Source organism: Pseudomonas turukhanskensis, from assembly GCF_027922365.1.
GTDB lineage: Bacteria > Pseudomonadota > Gammaproteobacteria > Pseudomonadales > Pseudomonadaceae > Aquipseudomonas > Aquipseudomonas turukhanskensis.
Map to the genome: position 1 here is coordinate 79,840 of NZ_BSFN01000013.1, position 20,438 is coordinate 100,277.

Annotated in this window: 11 protein-coding genes; 3 read left to right on the forward strand and 8 right to left on the reverse strand. The window is 60.3% G+C overall.

Features of this window, described 5'->3' with window-relative positions; all coding sequences use genetic code 11:
* Positions 1 to 190: 190 nt before the first annotated feature.
* Positions 191 to 532 (reverse strand): PA4575 family protein, encoded by a 342-nt coding sequence (locus PKE98_RS19170; RefSeq protein ID WP_271196924.1) that lies wholly within the window; start codon positions 530 to 532, stop codon positions 191 to 193.
* Between the two features lie 188 nt (positions 533 to 720).
* The gene (locus tag PKE98_RS19175) at positions 721 to 3,174 is read right to left on the reverse strand and encodes a Lon protease family protein (RefSeq protein WP_271196925.1); all 2,454 of its coding nucleotides are present in this window, start codon (positions 3,172 to 3,174) and stop codon (positions 721 to 723) included.
* A gap of 140 nt (positions 3,175 to 3,314) precedes the next feature.
* On the opposite strand from PKE98_RS19175, the gene PKE98_RS19180 reads away from it, so the two are divergent.
* Both PKE98_RS19180 and PKE98_RS19185 read left to right on the forward strand, forming a co-directional pair.
* The gene (locus PKE98_RS19180) at positions 3,315 to 5,171 is read left to right on the forward strand and encodes an Lnb N-terminal periplasmic domain-containing protein (protein ID WP_271196964.1); all 1,857 of its coding nucleotides are present in this window, start codon (positions 3,315 to 3,317) and stop codon (positions 5,169 to 5,171) included.
* A gap of 227 nt (positions 5,172 to 5,398) precedes the next feature.
* The gene (locus tag PKE98_RS19185; RefSeq protein WP_271196926.1) at positions 5,399 to 5,755 is read left to right on the forward strand and encodes a hypothetical protein; all 357 of its coding nucleotides are present in this window, start codon (positions 5,399 to 5,401) and stop codon (positions 5,753 to 5,755) included.
* A gap of 6 nt (positions 5,756 to 5,761) precedes the next feature.
* On the opposite strand, the gene PKE98_RS19190 is transcribed toward PKE98_RS19185, so the two are convergent.
* The 5 genes from PKE98_RS19190 to PKE98_RS19210 form a co-directional block, all read right to left on the reverse strand.
* Positions 5,762 to 6,904: a lipase family protein gene (locus PKE98_RS19190; protein ID WP_271196927.1), complete on the reverse strand. Its 1,143-nt coding sequence runs from the start codon at positions 6,902 to 6,904 to the stop codon at positions 5,762 to 5,764.
* A gap of 48 nt (positions 6,905 to 6,952) precedes the next feature.
* The gene (locus PKE98_RS19195) at positions 6,953 to 7,357 is read right to left on the reverse strand and encodes a DUF6795 domain-containing protein (protein WP_271196928.1); all 405 of its coding nucleotides are present in this window, start codon (positions 7,355 to 7,357) and stop codon (positions 6,953 to 6,955) included.
* Between the two features lie 357 nt (positions 7,358 to 7,714).
* Entirely contained in the window at positions 7,715 to 8,083 is a 369-nt protein-coding gene (locus tag PKE98_RS19200) for a PilZ domain-containing protein (protein ID WP_271196929.1), read from the reverse strand.
* An 83-nt stretch (positions 8,084 to 8,166) separates the two neighbouring features.
* A complete protein-coding gene (locus PKE98_RS19205; RefSeq protein WP_271196930.1) occupies positions 8,167 to 10,350 on the reverse strand; it encodes a hypothetical protein in 2,184 nt (727 codons plus the stop codon).
* Positions 10,337 to 11,566, reverse strand: a complete 1,230-nt coding sequence (locus tag PKE98_RS19210; RefSeq protein WP_271196931.1) for a DUF3142 domain-containing protein — start codon at positions 11,564 to 11,566, stop codon at positions 10,337 to 10,339. Before PKE98_RS19210 ends, PKE98_RS19205 begins: the two co-directional genes overlap by 14 nt.
* Positions 11,567 to 11,686: 120 nt before the next feature.
* Between PKE98_RS19210 and PKE98_RS19215 the strand changes: the two genes are divergently transcribed.
* Complete coding sequence (locus PKE98_RS19215) at positions 11,687 to 12,193, forward strand: DUF3015 domain-containing protein (protein ID WP_271196932.1); 507 nt, start codon at positions 11,687 to 11,689, stop codon at positions 12,191 to 12,193.
* A gap of 61 nt (positions 12,194 to 12,254) precedes the next feature.
* Here PKE98_RS19215 and PKE98_RS19220 read toward each other — a convergent pair whose 3' ends face one another.
* Entirely contained in the window at positions 12,255 to 20,411 is an 8,157-nt protein-coding gene (locus PKE98_RS19220) for a two-partner secretion domain-containing protein (protein ID WP_271196933.1), read from the reverse strand.
* Positions 20,412 to 20,438 lie beyond the last annotated feature (27 nt).

Here is a 20,438-nt window from a genome sequence, read left to right on the forward strand (position 1 = left end):
TGAGCGCGAGTATACCCAGCGAACCTGTCGAGACAACCCGTCCCATCCGCCCGACGGCCAGCAAAACCACCACATTTTGTTATGTACAGCTTCTGTGGATAACTCTGTGGACGGCCTTCGGATAGACGGCGCCAGCAAGCGCAGCGGCAGGCTTTGCGCAGATCGTTCAAAAGCTGAGCAATGCTGACTTCTAAGTTTCCGGACGGAACTGGCAATCGCCCAGATGGCGACCGCGCTCGCCATTCACGCGGCGCAATTCGGCCTGCAAGTGCAGGCACCAGATGGATGGTTCATCGCTATAGGTGTAGCCGAGTTCGGCGAGGTTATCGGCGATGGCGCGAAGTACCTCTTCGGCCACAAAAGGCCCGTGGAATGGGCCTTGCGTCTTGATAGCGGAAGGTTGAGACGCGGCCATACCGGCGCCACAGATAAGTACCCACAGGCCATTTTCGCCTGCCAGCGGGCGGACCACACATTCGATACGGGTGATCAGGCCAAGACATTGACGGGTAAGGCAGAGGCTGCGTGGCATGACGGCGGCCCTCGCGAGGTCTGGCGTTCAGACTACGCCCGTCAAGCGGCACATGGAAGCCTCAAGGTTATCCCCGGCAGCTGTGGATAACTCTGTGGATGGACCGTGGGCAAGCAGGCCCAGCCACCATCTGCCGGGGCCGCGAGCCAACTGCTCAATGACTGACCAGCCATCGAGCAGTCAGTCCGTCATTTAGCGTCGGCTTTTGACTCTGCCTTGCCGGCCAACAGCGCCGCAGCTTCTGCCTCTACGCTTTTGTCTTCTTCCTCTTCCATGCCGATCTCGGAGATCTCCCGCAGGCGCTCCACCACACGGGCATTCACGCTGCCTTCCGGGAACTCGCCGTTCTCATCCGCCGCGCCGACTGCCTCGCCCACCAGCAACCCAAGCGCCTCATCCACCTGACGCACGGCATACACGTTGAACAAGCCCGCGCGCACCGCTTGCAGCACGCGCTCATCGAGCATCAGCGTGGCCACGTTGGCATACGGAATGATCGCGCCTTGCTCACCGGTCAGCCCGCGCGCTTCGCACAGGCGGAAGAAGCCTTCGATCTTCTCGTTGACCCCACCCACCGCCTGCACTTCACCAAACTGGTTGATGGAGCCGGTAATGGCATAGCACTGCTTGAGCGGCGTGCGCGATAACGCCGAGATCAGCGTGCACACCTCGCCCAGTGAGGCACTGTCGCCATCCACATAACCGTAGGACTGCTCCAGGGCGATGCTGGCGGAAATGGCCAGGGGGAATTCCTGTGCATAACGGCTGCCCAGGTAGCCGGTCAGAATCATCACGCCCTTGGAATGAATCGGCTGGCCAAGATTGACCTCGCGCTCGATGTCGACGATGCCGCTATTGCCCGGGTACACCGTGGCGGAAATCCGCGCCGGCACACCAAAGGCCGAGTCACCCACCTCCAACACTGTAAGGCCATTGCACTTACCCACAGCCGCGCCAGCGGTGTCGATCAGAATGATGCCGGCCAGCATGTCATCGAGAATCCGCGCCGATACACGACCGGTGCGCGTGGCCTTGGCCTTGAGCGCACGCTCGATGTGGCCGGCATCGGTGACGGTGTCGTTGGCCAACTGGCGAATAAAGTCCGCCTCGCTGACCAGTTGGAACAGGTCGCCAATACGCGCCGACAACCGCCCCTGGTGTTCGGCCAGGCGTGCGCTGTAAGTGGCCAGACGCGCCACGGCATCGGCCGTCAGAGGCGCCATGCCCTCCTCCGAAGTACGGGTTTTCAGCAACTGGGCAAACTGCTCCAGGCTGTCGTCGTGCAGGGCGATGTCTTCGTCGAAGTCGACCAGTACGCGGAACATTTCCTGGAAGTCTGGATCGTTGTCCTGCAAGGCGTAATACAGCTGGCGCGAACCAATAATGATGACCTTGAGGTGCAGCGGGATAACTTGCGGCGTCAGGGTCACGGTAGCCAGGCGACCCAACTCGCCCAACGGCGATTCCATTTTCAGCTTGCGCTGTTGCAGCGCGCGCTTGAGCGCTTCCCACACGAACGGCTCGCCGAGCATCTTCTCCGCTTCCAACACCAGAAAGCCGCCGTTGGCGCGGTGCAAGGCGCCGGGGCGCAGTTGCCGGTAGCTGGTGTAGAGCGCGCCCTGGTCGGTGCTGTATTCAATGCGGCCAAACAGGTTGTCGTAGGTCGGGTGCGACTCGAATACCACCGGCGCGCCACCGCTGGCGTGATGCCCCACCACCAGGCTCGGGCAGTACTGCTCTTGCAGAAACTTGCGTGCCTCGGCGTCCACCTTGTCCACATCCACCAGCTGCTCGACCACGGTCTTCAGCAGGTTGACCTGCACGGCTTGCAGATACGCGCAAACGCCGGCGTTCTCGGCGTACTTTTCCGAGAGCGGCCCCAGCAGTGGCTGCAACCCCAGGGTGATGGTTTCTTCATTCAACTGACGCAACTGGTTGCTCGACTCGCGCTTCCACTGCGGCAAGCTGGCCAGCTCTTCATTCAGGCGTTCTTCCAGCGCCGAGATATCGGCGTGATAGCGCTCGCGTTCGGCCTCCGGCAATTGCGCAAACTCAGCTTCGTCCAGCGCCTTGCCTTCTTTCATCGGCGTGAAGGCGATGTTGGTGCTGTCGCGGTACAGGGCGATTTCCTTGTCCAGCGACAGGCGCTCGATCACATCCAGGGCGCGGTCATACCGCTGGTTGAACGCGCGGTCGATGGCACTCTTTTTTTGCTGATAGGCCGGGTGTTCGAACACAGCAGGGAAAGTGGCCATCAGGTTGTCGATGAGCACTTCGATATCAGCGATAAAGGCCGTGGCCGTGCCCGGCGGCAATTCCAGCGCACGGGGCTCGCGGGTTTCGTCGAAGTGGTTGACGTACACCCAGTCAGAGGGCGTATCCAGGCGTTTGCCTTCGGCCTTGAGGTAGCGTTTTACAAAGGAGAAGCGGCCGGTGCCCGGCTCGCCCATGACAAAGACGTTGTAACCGGGGCGCGGCATGGCCACGCCAAACTGCAGGGCCTCTACCGCGCGCTCCTGGCCGAGCACACCACGGAAGGGCTCCAGATCATCGGTGATGGTGAACTTGAACTGACTAGGATCGAAGGGACGGGTTAGCGCGTCGGGCGCCAAGCGAAGGCCATTGGCAACGGGATCAGGCATCGAAAATCCTTAGTTCAGATGGGCAGTCATCGTTCGCGGCCATTCTGGCGCCGGCCGATTCTGTCTGGCAAGGCGTTCTTCCTTGACACCGGTGCCCTGCCCTACAAAGCTCCGTGCACCGCTTTAGAAGAAGAAGCCTTATCTTGAAACGGACTTTATTCACTCTGGCCCTAAGCATCGGTGGCCTGGCCCAAGCCGCTCCCACAGTCCCTCAAGAACGCCTGCAAGCGCTGGCTTTTGATCCGTACTGGATAGCCCTTAACCACTACGAAACCGGCAAGCTCGGTGGCTGGCGCAGCTATGTCGACGACCCGCGCTTTTTTCTCGCCCCAGACGGTGAAAACCATCCCGACGCCGAACTGGCCGCCACCCTCAAAGCCCTTTACGCCCCGGCCGGCAGCGGCGACCAACACGCGCAATGTGCTTACCCGGCGCGCACCCGCTGGCTACGTGAACAGCTGCAACTCACCGACCTGCCCACACCTGATTGCGCTGAATTCACTGCATGGTTCAAGGACATCGCGCCCCATAGCGCCGTGCTGATTTTTCCGGCGGCCTACCTCAACAGCCCGTCCTCCATGTTCGGCCACACCTTGCTGCGCATCGACCAAGCCGATATCGACAGCGACAACACGGCCCTGCTCAGTTACGCGCTGAACTTCGGCGCCTTTATCGAAGGCATGGACAACAGCATTCTGTATGCCTGGAAAGGCCTGATGGGCGGCTACCCCGGCCTGTTCGCCCTGGTGCCCTACCGAGAAAAACTGGCCGAATACCGCAGCCTGGAAAACCGCGACCTGTGGGAATACCGCCTGAACCTCACACCCGAAGAAAGCGCGCGCATGGTCGAGCATGTGTGGGAGCTCAAGCAGATCCGCTTCGACTACTTCTTCTTCGACGAAAACTGCTCGTTTCGTTTGCTGGAACTGCTGGAGATTGCCCGTCCGGGCCTGGAGCTGACCGAGCAATTCCCGATCACCGCCATCCCCACCGATACCGTGCGGGCGGTAAAAGATGCCGGCCTGGTAAAAGGCATCGAGTACCGGCCCTCGCGCGAGCGCGAATTGCTGGCCCGCGCCCAGCCGCTCAGCAACGACGAACAACAGTGGGCCCTGCGTCTGGCCGACGCCCCCGAGCACCTGCAAAGCGCCGAATTCCAGCAAGTACCCAAAGACCGCCAGGCGCTGATCCAGGACGCTGCCTTTCGCCTGCAACGCTACCGCAGCGCCGCCGGTGGACGGGACAGCGCCAGCGCCCAGCGCAGCTTCGCGCTGTTGAAAAGTATCAACCGCAATCCCCCTCCGCCGCTTGCGGTCGAGCGCCCCGGTTTACCGGAGCAAGGCCATGAATCGCGCACCTGGCAGCTGGGCGCCGGCAGCCGGGATGACCGTGCTTTTGCCGAATACGGCCTGCGCATGGCCTACCACGACCTCAACGACAACCTCTACGGCTTTCCCCTCGGCGCGCAGATCGAAACCCTCCAGCTCAAACTGCGCCAATACGAAGGCAACCACTGGCAACTGCAAAACCTCGACCTGGCCAATATCCGCTCCCTGACGCCGCGCAATGAACTGCTGCAGCCCTGGTCCTGGCAGGTCGCCAGCGGGCTGGAGCGAGTGCTGGGTAAAGACGGCGACGAGCGTCTGGTCACCCACCTCAACGGCGGCGTGGGCGGTACCTGGGCACTGAGCGACGACATGCTGGGGTTTGCACTGGGCACCGTGCGCGTCGAACACAACAGCGATTTTGCCGGTTTTTTTACACCCGCAGCGGGCTTCAACACCGGCCTGTTATGGCACAACGCAGTGGGTAACCTGAGCGCTGAAGCCAGCGCTGATTACTTCACCAACGGCGAGGTACGGCGCAGCCTGAGCCTGAACCAGCAATGGGAAATCTCGCGCAACCTGGGGCTGCGCCTTTCGGCCAAACGCGACTTCAGCCAATTGGCTTCGCCGCAGAATGAGGTGAGCCTGGAGCTGAAGTGGTACCACTATTGAACACTATTGAAATAGCCACGATGTGCAGGCGGATGTAGGGCGAATATCGCCTCGACGATATCCGCCGCTACGCAGACCGAGGTGCCATGGAAATCGGCGGATATCCGCGTTGCGGATATTCGCCCTACGCAGCCGGCAAATCGTGCAACAACGGCGTTACACCAATTTGACGTTTTTCTCACAATCACCCGCGCACACTTTCTCCATCCGCCACCCGGAGATAACCCGTGCGCTCGTTTCTGTTGTTAATCCCTATTCTGGCCCTGCTCGCTGCCTGCCAAAGCAGCTATGAATACCTGGTTGCCCAGGGCTACCCGGAGCCCTTTGCCGCCGGCTATAACGACGGTTGCGGCAGCGGGCGCCAAGCGGCGGGGGCGATAACCGGCGGTTTCAAGAAAGACGTACCGCGCTACCTCAAAGATGCCCAATACGCCGAAGGCTGGAGTGACGGTTTCCGCCAGTGCCAAGCCGAAATGGCCAGCGCCCAGCAGCGTGCCTACGAAGAACAGCGCAACAGCGACCGCGATGAGAAGTGGGAGCACGACACCGACCAGGCGATGGCCAAGGCCCTGCGCTCTCGCTAATTCGCGTTACAGGCGCATCCCTACGTCGATGGCACGGCGCGCCAGGTTGATCACCGTGGTGCTCAACAACTCCAGCACCCAGCGCAGGAACGCGACCGTCACGTTGGCTGCGCTTGGCAATGGGCGTCCGAGAAAGCGAAAGATCTGCACGATCAGGCTGTTCAACGAATCGCCCAGCGCCTTGCAGGCATTCGCACCGCTGACCAGCAAACCGGCAATCTGGTCCAGCACCGTCATGCCCGCCACTACCACCGTTCCGGCGGCCACACCCAGCGCTTTAGCCAGCAGGTATTGCATGGCTTTGGAGATCATCTGCAACGAGGTGGCCGACAGCATCAACACGCTGCCATTGGCGTTTTTCAGCCAGGCCTGCACATCGCGCTCCAGCGAGGTCTGCTGTACCCGGCGCAGCCCGGTCCAGCTGGCGTCGCCGATGGATTGCCGGTAGTGGGCCATCTTGTGGGCGTCGAACGAAAACGAGCTGCCCCAGGGCAACTGACACACCGGGCCGTCGTCTGGCGCGTGGGCAAAGGGAAAGATCGGCACCATGCTGACCGGGTCGGCCAGGTGGTACACGCGGTGGATGTTCTCCACCCCCAGCTTGCTGGTGAGGTTGCGGGTAAACCCGGCAACGCCGACGCGCGGCGAGCCAAAGGTGTAGAGCTTGACCCCACCGACTCCGGCCTGACTGAGATGGTCCGCTGCCAACGTGGCCAGCGCACCGCCCAGGCTGTGGCCGACGCAATGGATGACGCTGGGCTTGCGCCCGCGCATATAGCGGTCAAGGCCCTCGCGCAACGACTTGAAGGTTTCGTTGAAGCCGGCATGCACCAGCCAGGCGCTCGGGCCTTGCTGCAAACCGCAGTTACCGTCGGTCAGCCAGTCCTGCATGATGTCAGTGCCGCGAAACGCCAACACCACCTCACCCTGACGGGTGCCCATGCCCTCGGCCCCGTAGGTGAAGCCGGTGGTTTTGCGGGCCAGAGCCCCGCTGGTACCGGTAGCCTGTTGCGCGGCCTTGAAATCGAACACGCCGTTGAGCTCCAGACCGTCAGCACTGAGTTGCAGAACGTCGGGCGCGACCATGTCGCGGGCGGTATACACATGGGTGGCAATGCCTGCCGCTTGTTTAGGCGATAAAGAACTCAAACCTGATTCCCTTCTGGCTCTGAAACACTGTGGGTAAAAACAGCGCGATTATTTTTGCAGCACACAGATACCGGAACTGCCGATTTCCGGGTGTGGCGCGGGCTCATCGTTCAGATCACACACCAGCTTCATCGGCCGGCCATTCAACTCGCCGAGATCGTCGTAGTTGTGCTTGGACTGATACCAACCCTGGTATTCCTTGCCCTGGTAATACAGCCGCATACGCTGCTCGACCACCGGCTCGTGCGGCAGCGCAGCGGTCAACGATTTGCCGGTGATAACCGGAAAGTGAAAGCGCCCTTGGGCGTCGGTGGTGGTAACTCGTCTGGCCTTCTCGCCTTTCCAGTGCCAGTGGTACTCCTGGTCGACCTCAACCCCTTCCACGGGTTTGCCATCGAGCAGAACGATGCCGTTTACCTCAGAAAACAGATACAGCGTTTTTGAAAATGCCATTGCGTGTCCCTGTACCAATAGTCCCAATAGAAGCATTGCCAACGTGGTTGCGATGCGACTCATCTGTAGATCCCTCTCGACCGTGCCGGCAGCAGCACGCAAACGCCTCTGACCACGCGCGCGGCAAAACGATCCGGCGCGCAAGCAGGCCCGGAGTATATCCAAGGCTCAACAGGGGTTCGTGGCGAGGCGATGAACAGATTGCCAGAGTTGGACGTGCGTCATGGTTTTTGGCTGCGCGTGAGCCATCGCTTTAATTGCCATCAGAGCCGCGCTGTAGACCACCGAAGCAAAAGCCGCTCCCCCAATGGCTCGCCTGTGTAGGAGAGGCTGTTGCCTGGCGCTTTTTAGCGGTCGTTACGCCTCGCCGAGCGAGGTCAGTTCGCGCTCCAGCAAATCCTCATCCCCGAGATTCAGCTCCACCAAGCGGCGCAGATGGCTGACCGAGTCCAGGTCAATATGCCGGCATTCAAAGCCGAGCAGGCCGCCGGCATCGCGAGCCAGGGCCACTTCCATGCGCACATGCACATCCGGGCTCAAGCGTACGTCGGCCTCGAACGCCTGGCTGACGTCGCCGCTCCAGTTTTCCGGGCGCTGTATCAGCAGGCCTTTGAGGGACAGGTCGTGCAGTTCAACCGTCCAGCGCTGATCGCCCTGAGCGATTTCGGTGCTGGCGTCGAAGGCAATGCGCTGAAAGCGCCGACGCTCGTTGGTTGACTCACTCATGGGGTTGGCTCCAGTTGGCAGTGACTATCCGAGTTCGTGGGGACAGTTCGGTTCCATCACTATAGTCAAGGCTGTGGCCGCGGCTACAGCTCGGCTGGCGGAACTGTGATGCGGCGCTTTTTTCGCCAATATCCAGCCGCCACTACACCGGCGACCAAGGCCAGGCCAAACAGCCAACCTTTGTAAGGACGAGCGGCGCGGCGCAGGGTGTCCAGACGCAGTTGCCAGAGGTCGCGGTCGACGGTTTCGAACCTCGGCTCCGGGCACTGGTTGCCGAAATTCGCTGCCCAAGGCACGGCCGGGCCATTTGCGACGTAGCGGCGGTAAAGATTCTGGGCCAGTTGCTGATCGCTCCACTGAATCCAGCCGGTGGCGTGACACAGGGTGGCGGCGTAGGCCTGACTGGTATGGGGCAGCAGGTCGGCAGCCTGACTGCCCAGCTCGGCGGCAACCCAACGGTAGTGGTAGCGGTTGTTGGGCGCTGCGAGGTTGGCGTTCTGCCGGTCAACTTCACCGCGGCTGAGCAGGCCACCGGGCTCCTGGGTCTGCACGCGGTCCAGCGAATACAGGCCATCGAACCAGGCGAAGTCCGGCGACATTTCATAGCCGAGCAATTCCATGCCTTGGCGGCGCGCCAGCTTGCCTGCCTGGTACAGCGCCTGGGCCTTGCCGGTGTCGGTCCAGCGCGATTCGGCGGCCTGCCGCGCCTGGCCGTAGTCGCGGGCGGCTTGCTGCGTGCTGACTTCGTAGAAATAGGCTGGCGCCTGGTCGTAACGCCCCTCCCGCAGCAGGCGACGACCGAGCAATTGGCGCAGCTCGGCTTCGATGGGGCGCGGTTGGTAGGCATACGGATCGGGTGGCGCGGCAACCGAGGGTGGCGCCGGCACGTTGGCATCGACGAAGGTTTTCAGTTCGTCGGTGGTCAACACTCGCTCGGCCACTTCGGCGGTGTCCGCCCAGTAGATATAGCCGCTGCGGTACAGGGCCTCGAAGGCCTGCAGATAGTCGCCGCGTTCCAGAGCCAGAATGGCGCCTTCGCCCTCAACCCGGCAGCGCGGCTTGACCGTTTCGCCATTCCAGTCGGCATCGCGTCGCCAGCCCCAGCTTTCATCCTCCGGGAAGGCGTGCGCGGCTTTAGCGTAAGCGGCCTGGGCGGCGGCTTTGTCACCGCTACGCAGGGCCATCTTGGCCCGTAGCCACCAAGTCAGGCCGTTGTCGGGCGCGTGTTCGAGCAGGGTGGCCGTGGCGTCGTAATCGCCAAACTGATAGCTCAGCGCGGCCAGGCGATCGGCGTTGGCCAGGTTGGCGATATCGCCCCGTTGCAACTGCTGCACCAAGGCTTTTTCGCCAGCCGGTTGCTCGCCGTAGGACCAGCCGGCATGGCTGATCAGGTACGCCGTCAGCAACTGTTGCACCGGCAGTTGTTGCAGCAGTGGCGCCAGTTGGTCGGCGGGCATTTGTGTCAGTTCAACGGCCAGCTGTTTCATCGAGCTGTAGCCGGTGGTGGAACCGAGTTTCAGTTGGCTGGCGTACAGGCCGATGGCGGTCGACCAGTCGCCTGCATCCAAGGCCAGCCGGGCTTCTTCGCCGAGGCTGGCAATACCTAACTCCAGCGGGTCGCTGGCACCGTCCACGGCCAGTTGCCGGGTCAGGCCAAAGGCCTGTTTGGCCGCCTTGATGTCCGCTTGCCGCGCTTGTGCCCGTTGTTCATCGCTTGGCTCGCCGTCCCGTGCGGCGTCTGCGCCTCGGGCCAGACTGCGGCCCAACGAGTACGCGGCCCATGTGCTACGCAACGGGCGTTCGCTGGCGGGCAGGGCCAGCACTTTTTGAAAATAGGCCTGGGCGCTGACGTCGTCACCTTGGGCAAACGCCACGGCGCCGGCCGTGTACAGGCGCAGCTCGGCAGGCAACTGGGCACCAGCCTGCTCCGCTTGAGCGGGGTCAGTGAGGCTGCGCAGGGCCTTGACCTTGGCCGCCTGCTCGGGCGTCAACCCTTGCGGCTCGGCTTCTTCGAGGCCGCTCTGCCCCTCGGCGTACCAGCGCGTTTCACCGTTGTAGCTGGCGGCTTGCTTCAGCGCCGGGGTGGCAACGGCCAGCCGACCTGCCTCGAAGTTGAAGTTACCTTCGGGCAGCTCCTGCAAGCTGCGCGCGCGGTCGCCTAGCAAACGCAGTGGGTAGTCCGGGCCGCAGGCCGAGGCGAGAGGCGTGGTTAATACCGCTGCCACGGCAACGGCGAGCAAACAACGAGGCAAGTTAAGGCGAGACACGAAATCCTCCATGATCCAGCTGTGAGCAACGCAACCATCCCAGCGCGCGGCTCTGGCCCGCGGCCAATTGACCAGGCGATTGGCGAACAAATTCAAGCGTGTTGGCTGCGCGTTGCAGGCGATAGCCTTGAACGCCGTCGCCGCTTTCGCAATGGGCGGCGTCGTTACGGATAAGGGTTGGCAGAGCGGCGCTCAGGTTGCCCGAGTTGACCAGGCGTAGCTCGAATAACTCGCCCTGCTGCTGCACGGTTACCTGCAAATTGCTGCGCAGCGGCTGCTGGTGGAGCACCGCTTGCAGAGTGACCAGCGGCCAGGCGCGACGGTCACCGGCCAAGGGCAGGCGAAACCAGATCAGGCCGGTCAGGTGCGGGACTGGCGCAGCCTGCATGTCGCGCAGCAGCTTAGCCACGTCCTCGGGCTTGGCGTGCAACTCCCGGCGGCTGCCGCCCTGGGGTAACGGCGCTTCGCTTTCGACGTCGCCGTTCTCGGTGAGTGCCACGCCATAGGCGGGCAGAGCGAGGTGAAAGGGTTTGCTGCTGACGGCGCCATAGGCGTTGGCCCAGCGCAGAGCCAGTTGTGCATCGAACAACCCGGCCTCGGGACGGCTCACGGCATGCACCTGCAGCACGGAGCTGTCCACCTCCTGCAACACCGTAGGCAAGGCCTTGCTGCTGAGCCACGCGGGCAAGGCGGTAATGCTCAGGGTCAGCCCGGCCGGCAGCTCGGCGCGCACGGTGTGCAGCAACTGCGCATAAGCGCTCAAGCGGTTGTTGGCGCAGTCATGGTCGATTTCCACACCGCGCAGGTTCAGGCCGCTGGCCTGCCAGTTGCGCACGGTGGTTTGAATGTGTTGGTCGATGGCGGAGCTATCCAGGCGCGGCAATTGCCCGTCCAGGCGAATCACCGCAATCAGCGGACGGCCGTCCTGGCGCAGCAGGTCGTTGTCGATTCGCGCTTGAATCCAGCCTTCGTTGGGGTGTGCCTGGGCGACCAGAACCCTGAGGGTGGAAAAGTCCGCGTGGCTGGCCACCAAGGCCTGGGCATGGGCCGCGCGCCATTGTCGCTGCCAGATATACACCTGCTGATCCAGGGCGATGGCAGACGGCCGATCGCAACCGGCCAGGGCCAGCAAACTCAGGCAACAGATAAGCAAGCGCCGAAGGGGCAGAAGGGCAAACACGCAAAAATGCTCAAGGCTGCGAAGGCAGCGCGGCATGGTGCCATCAGCTCTGATGGCGTGCCAAGCCTACCGGTCGTCCGGCGTTGGTTTGACAGGGGGGTATGTGTCACCAAAGCTGCAAGAGCATTTAAAAACAATTTACTGCGGAGCGCAGACATGGATAAGCGAATGCTTGGCAAAGTTTTGACACTTGCGATTCTGAGCGCGGCCAGTTTCGCGGCCCAGGCCGACCAGGCCGGCGGAGGCGGTTGTGGGTGGGGCAACATGCTGTTCGAGGGGCAGCGCGGGTTGGCGCCTCATCTGCTGGCGACCACCACCAACGGCACTTCCGGTAACGCCACGTTCGGCCTTACTTCCGGCACCAACGGTTGCGACTCCCACGTAAAACTGGGCTACGGCGGTCGCTCGATGTTGGCCATGAACGGCATGCTCGATTCCATTGCCGAAGACATGGCTCAAGGCCAGGGCGAGGCGCTGGATGCCTACGCCACCTTGTTGGGAGTAGAGAAAGGCGACCGTGAGCGTTTTGCGCAAGTCACCCACGCCAACTTCGACAACATTTTCTCCAAGGCCGATGTCACCAGCGAGCAAGTGCTGGCCAATACCCTGGATGTGATGAGCAAAGATGCACAGTTGGCGCGGTATGCCAAACAACCCGCCTGACAAGTCAAATCGCGGGCATAAAAAAGGGCTGGTGATACCAGCCCTTTTCGTTGCGCCCCCGCTATCTAGCCCTAGGAAGAGGGGCAGGGGGTCTGGATTGGAAGGAATAGCTGAACCCACCCCCCGGTTGTGGCTTTATCTGGATATACACCGTGGATGACTGGCCCAGCCCACTGCCGCGGTTTACGTACTCGGAACGCTCGCCCGTTACCACCTGCTGGCCGTGCAATGCCTTGAGGCTGGCGGCGTCGCTGATCGTGTGAGTGGTCAGTTTGCCATCCGCGCCTCGAGTCGTGACGGTCATCGGGTTGGCTTTGAGGTTCGCCTGATCTGCCTTATTCGGGCTGTTGAGCTTGGCCAGGACGTTTTTCAGATCTACCCCGGTAGTGGCTGACGTCATATGGCGGGCGTTGGTGTTTTTATTCACCACGTTGGTCTGCGTGCTGATGGTCTTCGTCTCTATGGGATCGGTCTGTGTGGACATCTCCCTCGTCTCTATGGGGTCGGTCTGTGTGGACATCTCCCTTGTCTCTATGGGGTCGGTCTGTGTGGACATCTCCCTTGTCTCTTTCTTCTTTACGTCATTGTTGTCTGGCGGTGGTGGAGGGTCATCATCACCGCCCTTTTTCTTCTTCTTCTTAAAGACGGGTAGCGCCAGCTCGACTTTAATATCGGTGCCAGCAACCATTTTATCCAGCGACACGTCTACCAACTTGCTCGCGTCGGTGTTCAGCTTGCCCGCTACCCCGCCGGCCACGTTCATTTCCATGCCACCCAGGTCGATAGTGGACTTCTGCGTGGCCTCGTACTTCACCTGATCCACTCGGCCCGTTTCAATAACAACACTCGGCACGCCGCTTTTGCTGAAACCGCCGCCGGCGCCGCCGTACCCACCGTCTTTGTCACGCATGTCCGCCAGATCGTTAGCGGTAAGCTTGCCGTCGACGTTGTAGGAGCCTTGCCCCGACTTGTTGATGATGTGTGCGCCGGTCAGATTCTGGTCGCCGCCGACATGAAAGTTCATGGAGCCTGCGCTGATGCCGGATTGCGCCGTCGTCAACTTGCTGTTGTCGTGATCCTTGCCGCCCGAGGCGGAAGCCCCGCCAATCGGAACCACGCCAAGGGTTGAAAGCGCTACACCGACACTGGCGCTCCAATTGCCGCGCTCATGGTCCATATTCGACACGTCTTGCTTGCTGATAATGTTCTGTGTGCCGGTAATGTTGTAGTTCAGATGGCCGGCGTCGATGGTGGCGCCTTCCATGTTGTGGTCGCCTTTGGCCTTGATGCTGACATTCGCACCGCTAATGTCGGCATTGGTATAAAAGGTCGCGGATTCTTCGGTTCGGTCATAGCTGCCGCTTGCTCCGACGCTAACGCCTACCCCTGCCCCCATAGGCCCCACACTCGCGGCCACTGTTACACCCGTTTGGTGGATATCGGTTGAGGATTTGCCAGTGCTAGAGGCTTCTGCCGCTAGCTGGTGGATGGCGCCGGCAGAGTCCAACGCTACATTTCCACCCTGAATATTGACGCCCTTGAGGGTTATGTCGCCCTTGGTGGTGGTCAAGCTGATATTGCCGCCAATCTGGTTGATGTTATCGCTGGTGCTCGAATATTCACTGCTGGTTTTGGTTACTTTCACCCCAATGGTCTCCGACATCCCGAGCGTATCGCCAAAGATTACCTGGGAGACGTTAGCGGCTTGCGCTGCTGCGGTGAGCGCACCATCAACGTCCATGCCTTCTTCAGCTTTTCTGGCTGTTTTCGCCATATTGCCGGCGACATTCAGGAGCGAGGAGTGGACTTCGGATTCTTTGCCAAAGAAGACCTCTTCGCGCTCGAACGTCTGCTTGTGCGTATCCTGGAATTTGGTGCTCTTGATCTCCGCTGCCGTGATGTCCAGTGTCGGCATTGCTGCGGTGACAGCGGCCAGCTCCTGGGGAGTCATGGCGGCGCGCTCCTCTTTCGTCAACTGAGCGTAGGCATTGATATCAGCGCCACCCAGATCGAAAGCGCCACCAACGTTCATGGTGCCGCTGCCCAGGTTCAACTGAGCGTTGCGGTACTTGGTGTCCTGGATAGTTTCCTTGGTTTCAACAATTTCTACCCCTATACGGTGGCGCAAGCCTGCCGTATCGCCCCGGTTCATGTTGGCGCCTGAAGCGGCACCTGCATATTCCTTAAGGTCCATGTCCGAGTATTCAAAAGCACTGGCGCCAGTCGCAGTTTGCTGGGTATCGAACTTGCTGAGGTTGTAGGAGCTCTCACGCCCCCCGCCTCCTGCGGTACCACCCATTACAAACTGCATGGTCTTCTGCACTTTTTCATAGCTAGCGGCGTTTTTGCCAGCGGCGATTGTTGCGTCACCCGCGACATTGATGTCGCTGTTCAGGGTGTTGACATCGCTACCGGTGACATTCCAATCGCCGCCCGCCGTGATGATCAGGTCATTAGCCGTGACCTCGTTGCCTCTGGATATCGCACTGGCAGACGTCTCGCGAGTGGTCTGATGGGCAAGGGCACCGTGAACGGTGCTGGACTTGAAGTCGGAGCTGACCTCGTGGATATCCTGCATATTCACGTCACCCGTGGCTTGCAGGGTGACCTTGTCGGCGATGGTCTGCGCTCCGATCAGGTTGATGTCGCCGCCGGAAATCACGGCAACCGATGACACCGCGTCTTCTGCCAGCGCGCCGGCGGCTGATCGCTGTTTGGCCTGTTCGAAAATGGCCCGTACATCTGGCTTTTCAACGACCAACTTTGGTTTTTCCGCCGGAGTTTCGTCGCCAGCCGCCGCTACGGTTGTTTCGCTGGTATCGCCACCGCCATCAACATCGGCAGTCTCGACGGGAGCCTCGACGGGAGCCTCACTTTCCGGTGCTTCACGGGGGGTAAGTTCGCCGCCCAGGATGCCGTTGTTGCGCACCAACAGGTTGCCATCTGCGTCGTAACCGGTGGTCGCTGTGCTGGTTACGCCTTTGCCACCTACTACCGTTTGCTCTAAACCTTGTAAGTTGCCGCCCTGGTTGTGCACTTCCCCTTCGGCGGCTACGACCAGACGGCCACGGTCGCCACCATAAATGCCGGTGTTGGAGCCGCCCTGGCTGATGTTGTTGATGTCGGTCTCGGAGTACACGAGCGTGTCGTTGCTGCCGCGGATAACACCGTTGACGTTGTTCACCGCAGTGGCATCGATCAGTACGTTCTTCGCTGCGATCAAGCCGCCATTGTTCTGGTCTTCTCGGCGGGCCACCAGCGTGCTTTGGCTGATATAGACCTTGGGTGCCAGCACGGTTATGCCGTTTACCACCTGGGGTTCATACCAGACGATGTCGCTGTCCAGTTGCTCGTACTGTTCTTGGGTTAAGGGCTGGCCAATTACCAGCCCCAGTTTGACCGCTTCACTGGCGGCGTTGTCCAACAGGTTTTGGACCAGACTGGCGCCGCTCAGTTGGCGCTGGGCAAAAAAGGTGCCCATGGAATTTTGGATGGTGCGCGTAATAAGTTCGTTGTCGAAGTACGCATCGCCTAGCACGGTGACGGTTTTACCCGGGTCGTAATCAAGCTTGCTGAACAGGTATTGCGAGCCGTAGAAGTCTTCCTGCTTATACGAAACCCGACTGATATACAGGGGGTACACGCCCTGGAAATCAGGCGTAGCCTTACCGGCAACGCCGTCGACGTTCGAACTGGCATCGGCCAGATTGACGTTAGCAGTGAACAAGGGGTTGTAATTGATCAGATCCTGCAAGTTGTTGGCGGAGTTGATGGCATCGCGCAGGGCCGGTAGATAGTCTTTGCCTTTGAAGTCGAAGGCGCTATCGCGGTTGAACACCGCATCCAGCTCGCCATCGACGGTGACCAGTTTTTCGTCGCCAATCTGCACGTCGACCGTACGGTTTTTGCCAAAGTCGGCACCGGTTCCGTTGGTCAGTGCGCCGCCAGTATGAACAAAGTCCTGGCCTGCCGAAATCTCGGCCTGTTTATCGGCGTAGAAATCCAAGGTTTTGTCGGGGCTGGCTTTGAAGGCTGCCCAGCGCTCACGCATGGCCTTGTGATCGAGGCTTTTCCAGTCTGCGCCGAAAACCGCGCTCATTATCGCGTTGGCTTCTGGGGTTGCGGTTTGGCGCAGTGAGAACATCCATTTGTCGGTGCCGCGGATGGTCGGTCCCGAAAGGAACCCGTTTTCAGCCCTGATTTGATCGCTTAGACGTTTGTCTTCTGCTGCAAATTCTGCCCTTACGTCAGTTTTGATTTGGTCATACTTCTGGTCGAGATAGTGATCAAAAGCGAACCACTCTAACAAGCCATCAACGCCAGTAGAGACTGGCCTGAAAGCTTTCTTCTCGGCTTCGTGTGCGCGGCTGACTTCGTCCAGGCGCGCCTGGCGTTCGGCCTGTAGATCGATCAACTCCGCACGAGAGTCGTGGAGTAACAGGTTTTTATCGAACAAGTCATACATGTTGGTATGGAGAGCAGGACCATCCCTGTAGCTACTTTCGGATGTGGTCCATTGGGCAAAGGCACTCGAGTCTTTCAGGTACTCGATCAGCGACAGCCCTATTTTGGAGCCCAGGTTTTCAAGGTTGCCGTCGATTTTAATATCGCCTGCCGCCGCCATCAGCCCACCCAGGTTACGTACTGAGGCTTTGCTCCCCTTGGCACCGTCCTGATTGAGCAGCAGATTGCCGCCGGCCGAGATAACCCCTTGTTTGACTTTCAGGTCTTCAGCGCTGAAACGCTTGGTCCAGAATTCGGTTTTGAAGTACTCGGTATCCCAGGCCCCCCACGCCTCGGTGTACCGGTTGACGGTATGCGCCTGACCGTCGGGCTTGAGCCCGCCCTGCAGTTCGCTGCGGTTTTCCAGGAGCGCGGTATCAATGGCTACATTTGCACCCGCATCAATCATGCCGACTTCGTTGATAACCGCCTTGTCAGCGATGAGGGTCAGGTCGGTGGTGGCGCGGATCAGGCCGTTGTGCTTGTTGATGATCGTGGTCCCGGCATTCAGCCGCATCTTCTCGGCCGACCACATCAGTCTGTTGGCCAGGTTTTCGATGGAGCCCTTGGCCAGTATATCGAGCCATTTGCCGGTGACGATTTCGCCATTGCTCAACACGCTTGCGGTCGCTTTTACTTCAATGGCGCCGGGGTTGCGCAATGAGCCGGCCACCCACAGGTTGTGGGTGTTGATGTCCAGCAGGTAATCGGCTGTGGGGTTATCCTGGCCCGCGCCAATGACCAGGCTGGTGCCGTCTTTCATGGTGACGGTGGCGGTGTTTTTGGAGTGAGCGGTGGCGGTGTTGGAAAACTCGCGAATGCTCAGGTCGAGGTGGTTGTTGGCCAAAATGTTGCTGGCAGAGGCCTCGAACCGATTGGCGTCGATAAAGACGTCATCGGCATGCAGGGTCGCACCGCTTTGGCTGGTGAAGGTGCCCTGGGCATTAGCGCGAACAGTCTGTGCGGTTATTTCGCCCAGGTTGCTGTTGGTGATGTGGTTGCCGTTGAGCACCAGCTCGGTTGCGTTAATCAACGCTTTATCGTTTGTGAGCGTGCTGCCGGCGGTAATCGTGGCCAGCAACCCGCCTTGGATGAGGGCGCCTCCTTCGTTACGCACCTGTTCGCTAGCGTTGATGGTCAAAGAATCATAACCACCGATTTGCGAGGCGCCGCTGTTGAACACGTTTTTTGCATTGATGTCGAGGTTGAGCGCGTCAATCCAAGAGCCGCCGTCATTGCGCAGGGCGCCGAGTGCGGTAAGGTGCAGGGTGTTGCCGGACGTCAGGATAGAACCGGACAGGTTGTTAATGTCCAACGCGCTTTCGATCACCAGCGAGTCATCGGCAGCGATGATCGCACCGTTTTCGTTGGTGATCGTGCCACCACTTTTCATGACCAGATTGTCGGTGCTCAGGATGGTGCCTTCGGCATTTACCAGTTGCCCCTTGGCCACGATGGTGGTGTTTGGCCCGCGGACATTTATCTGTGCTGCGCTGGTCAGGTCTGCATCGGCGCTCATCAGCAAATCGCCAGCAAAGCTCATGTTGCTGCCACGCTCGTTGATCAGGTTCCTGGTAGCGGTAACGGTTCCGTCGCCACCGGAGGTGATGGATGAGGTGCCCGTCGTGCGCAGGTCTTGGGCCGTCATGGTCAGCGCCTTGGCGCTTCGCACGACAGCGCCAGTTTCCAGGGTTTTGTCGATGTGAAGCTCGATGTTCTCGGCACTTGCAAGCTGCGAGCCGGCTGTATTGACCAGCCCATCGATCGCCACTTTGAGATCGCCGCCGGAACTCAGGCGCCCGGCGTTACGCAAGCTCGCTTGCTGACCTGGGGCCTGGGTGATGGTCAACCCCTGGCTGCCACTGATTTCGCTGTACACCCCGTTGGTGTGGGAGCCCTTGCCTAGTACCAGAGTCAGAGCTTGGTCAGCGACCAGGCTGCCTTGATTGGTAAGCAGCCCGATGTTGAAGTCGCCCAGGCCTGTGGCAATAAAACCGCCGCAAATGCTTTGGTTGGCGCCGCCCACAGCAGCTCCTGCGAAGCAGAGATTGCTTAGGGTTCCAGCCGTTACCCGGATGTCGCCCTGAGATTGCACCAGCCCCTCATTGAGGAAGTTGTCGCTGGTGATGGTGATGCCTCGGTTGCTGGTGTCCTCGATCACACCGCCCTCGTTATTCAGGCGTTTTGCGGCGATATCGATACCCCCGCCGGACTTCAGCATGGCGGACGTTACCAGTTTGACGCCGGCTTGTTGGTTCCCGTCAGGCTGCAAGGCTTGCACGGTGCCATCGCGAATGACCACAGTCTGGTCGTGCGGTACCAACTCCCCGTTATTGTTGAGCGCGTGCATAGCGCCAGACAGCGTGAGTTCGTTGGCAACGATGCTGATAGCTTTTTCTGTGCCGGCCCGTTGCGCGCCGATGGCCTCCACGGTGGCGCCGTTGATCAACACGCGGTCGGCTTCGGCTTTGACGTGATCTGCCTGAACATCGTTGCTGACGACGATGTCTTTGTTGGCTTTCATGTCCAGCAGGCCACCGGTTGTGAGGCCATTGCCTGTCTGTCCATCTCCTAGTTCGATGCTGTCCCAACTGCGCAGTTGAGTATCGCCACCGGCCGTCACAGCGTTAGCGCGTAGGCTGGCTTCGCTGTTGAATGTGACGTTTCGGCTTGCCCGCGCCGTATCGACGCTAACGGCATGGCCCTGAACGGAAATATGACTGCCGGCGTTCACGTGGTTGAGTTCGACGTCACCATTGGCCGAAATTGCAATATTGCGTGCTGAACGGATCAGCCCTTCTTGACGAACCCCGGCGCCGCTCTCTGTGCTGACCAGCGTAATGAAGCCCCCATACATGGCGCCGGCGGCGGTACCGTCGATGGCAACGACGGGCGTACCGCTGCCGCTATCGGTATCTTTGCTATGGATTCGGGTGGTCGCATCGTAGGTGTTGAGGCCTGCGACGGCCATGATGTCGGTCTGTGTGGCGGCGGAACCGACTTCGCCGTGGAGATCGATGCCACGCGCGACGATATCGAAATAACTCAGCCCTTCGGTGTTTACACCACCGGCCCCGATCAATACTCGACCACTGCGGTCATCGACGCGAAACTGCGGACCGTCATTGCCCAGCACAACGCGGCCGGTACTCACTGCCAGGCCGCTGGCGTTGTAGGTCATTACCCCGTTCAGCGTCACGCCGTTGGGGTTGGCAATGAAAATGTCGGCGCGGCCGCCGAAGACCTCCAGCGTGCCTTCGATGGAGCTGGCATTGTTACCCATAACCTCGGTGAGAATGGCGCGTGCTTCGCGAGTCAGCTTGGGGTTGTGTATGACGTGACCACCGATCTGGCTGTTGCCGTCACGCAGGCTGTTGTTGAAGATCAAGCCTGGGTTGGCAACATTGAACTCGCTCAGGCGGTTGTGGGAGAGCCCTTTGCTGTTGGGGTTGTTGATGTCCATTACCGGCACCCCGCCGGCAGAGTGGGTCATCTGCCCGGAGTTATGAGGAATGACGATCTGCGCCTGGGTGTAAGGCATCACGCCCAGCAAGGCCAAGGGCAGGGCTTTCAACAGCCAGGCGGCCGGCGGGAAAGCAGAGGTGGATGAAGCGCAAGTTCGCCCAGCTTTGCGTGCAGCGGTTGTTGTTTCAGCCACTGGAATCAAGAACCCCAGTACTTTGCTGAATATAAGGCGGTAACAGTGTTTGTTCATATCCGTAACCTTCGCTGGATATTAAGT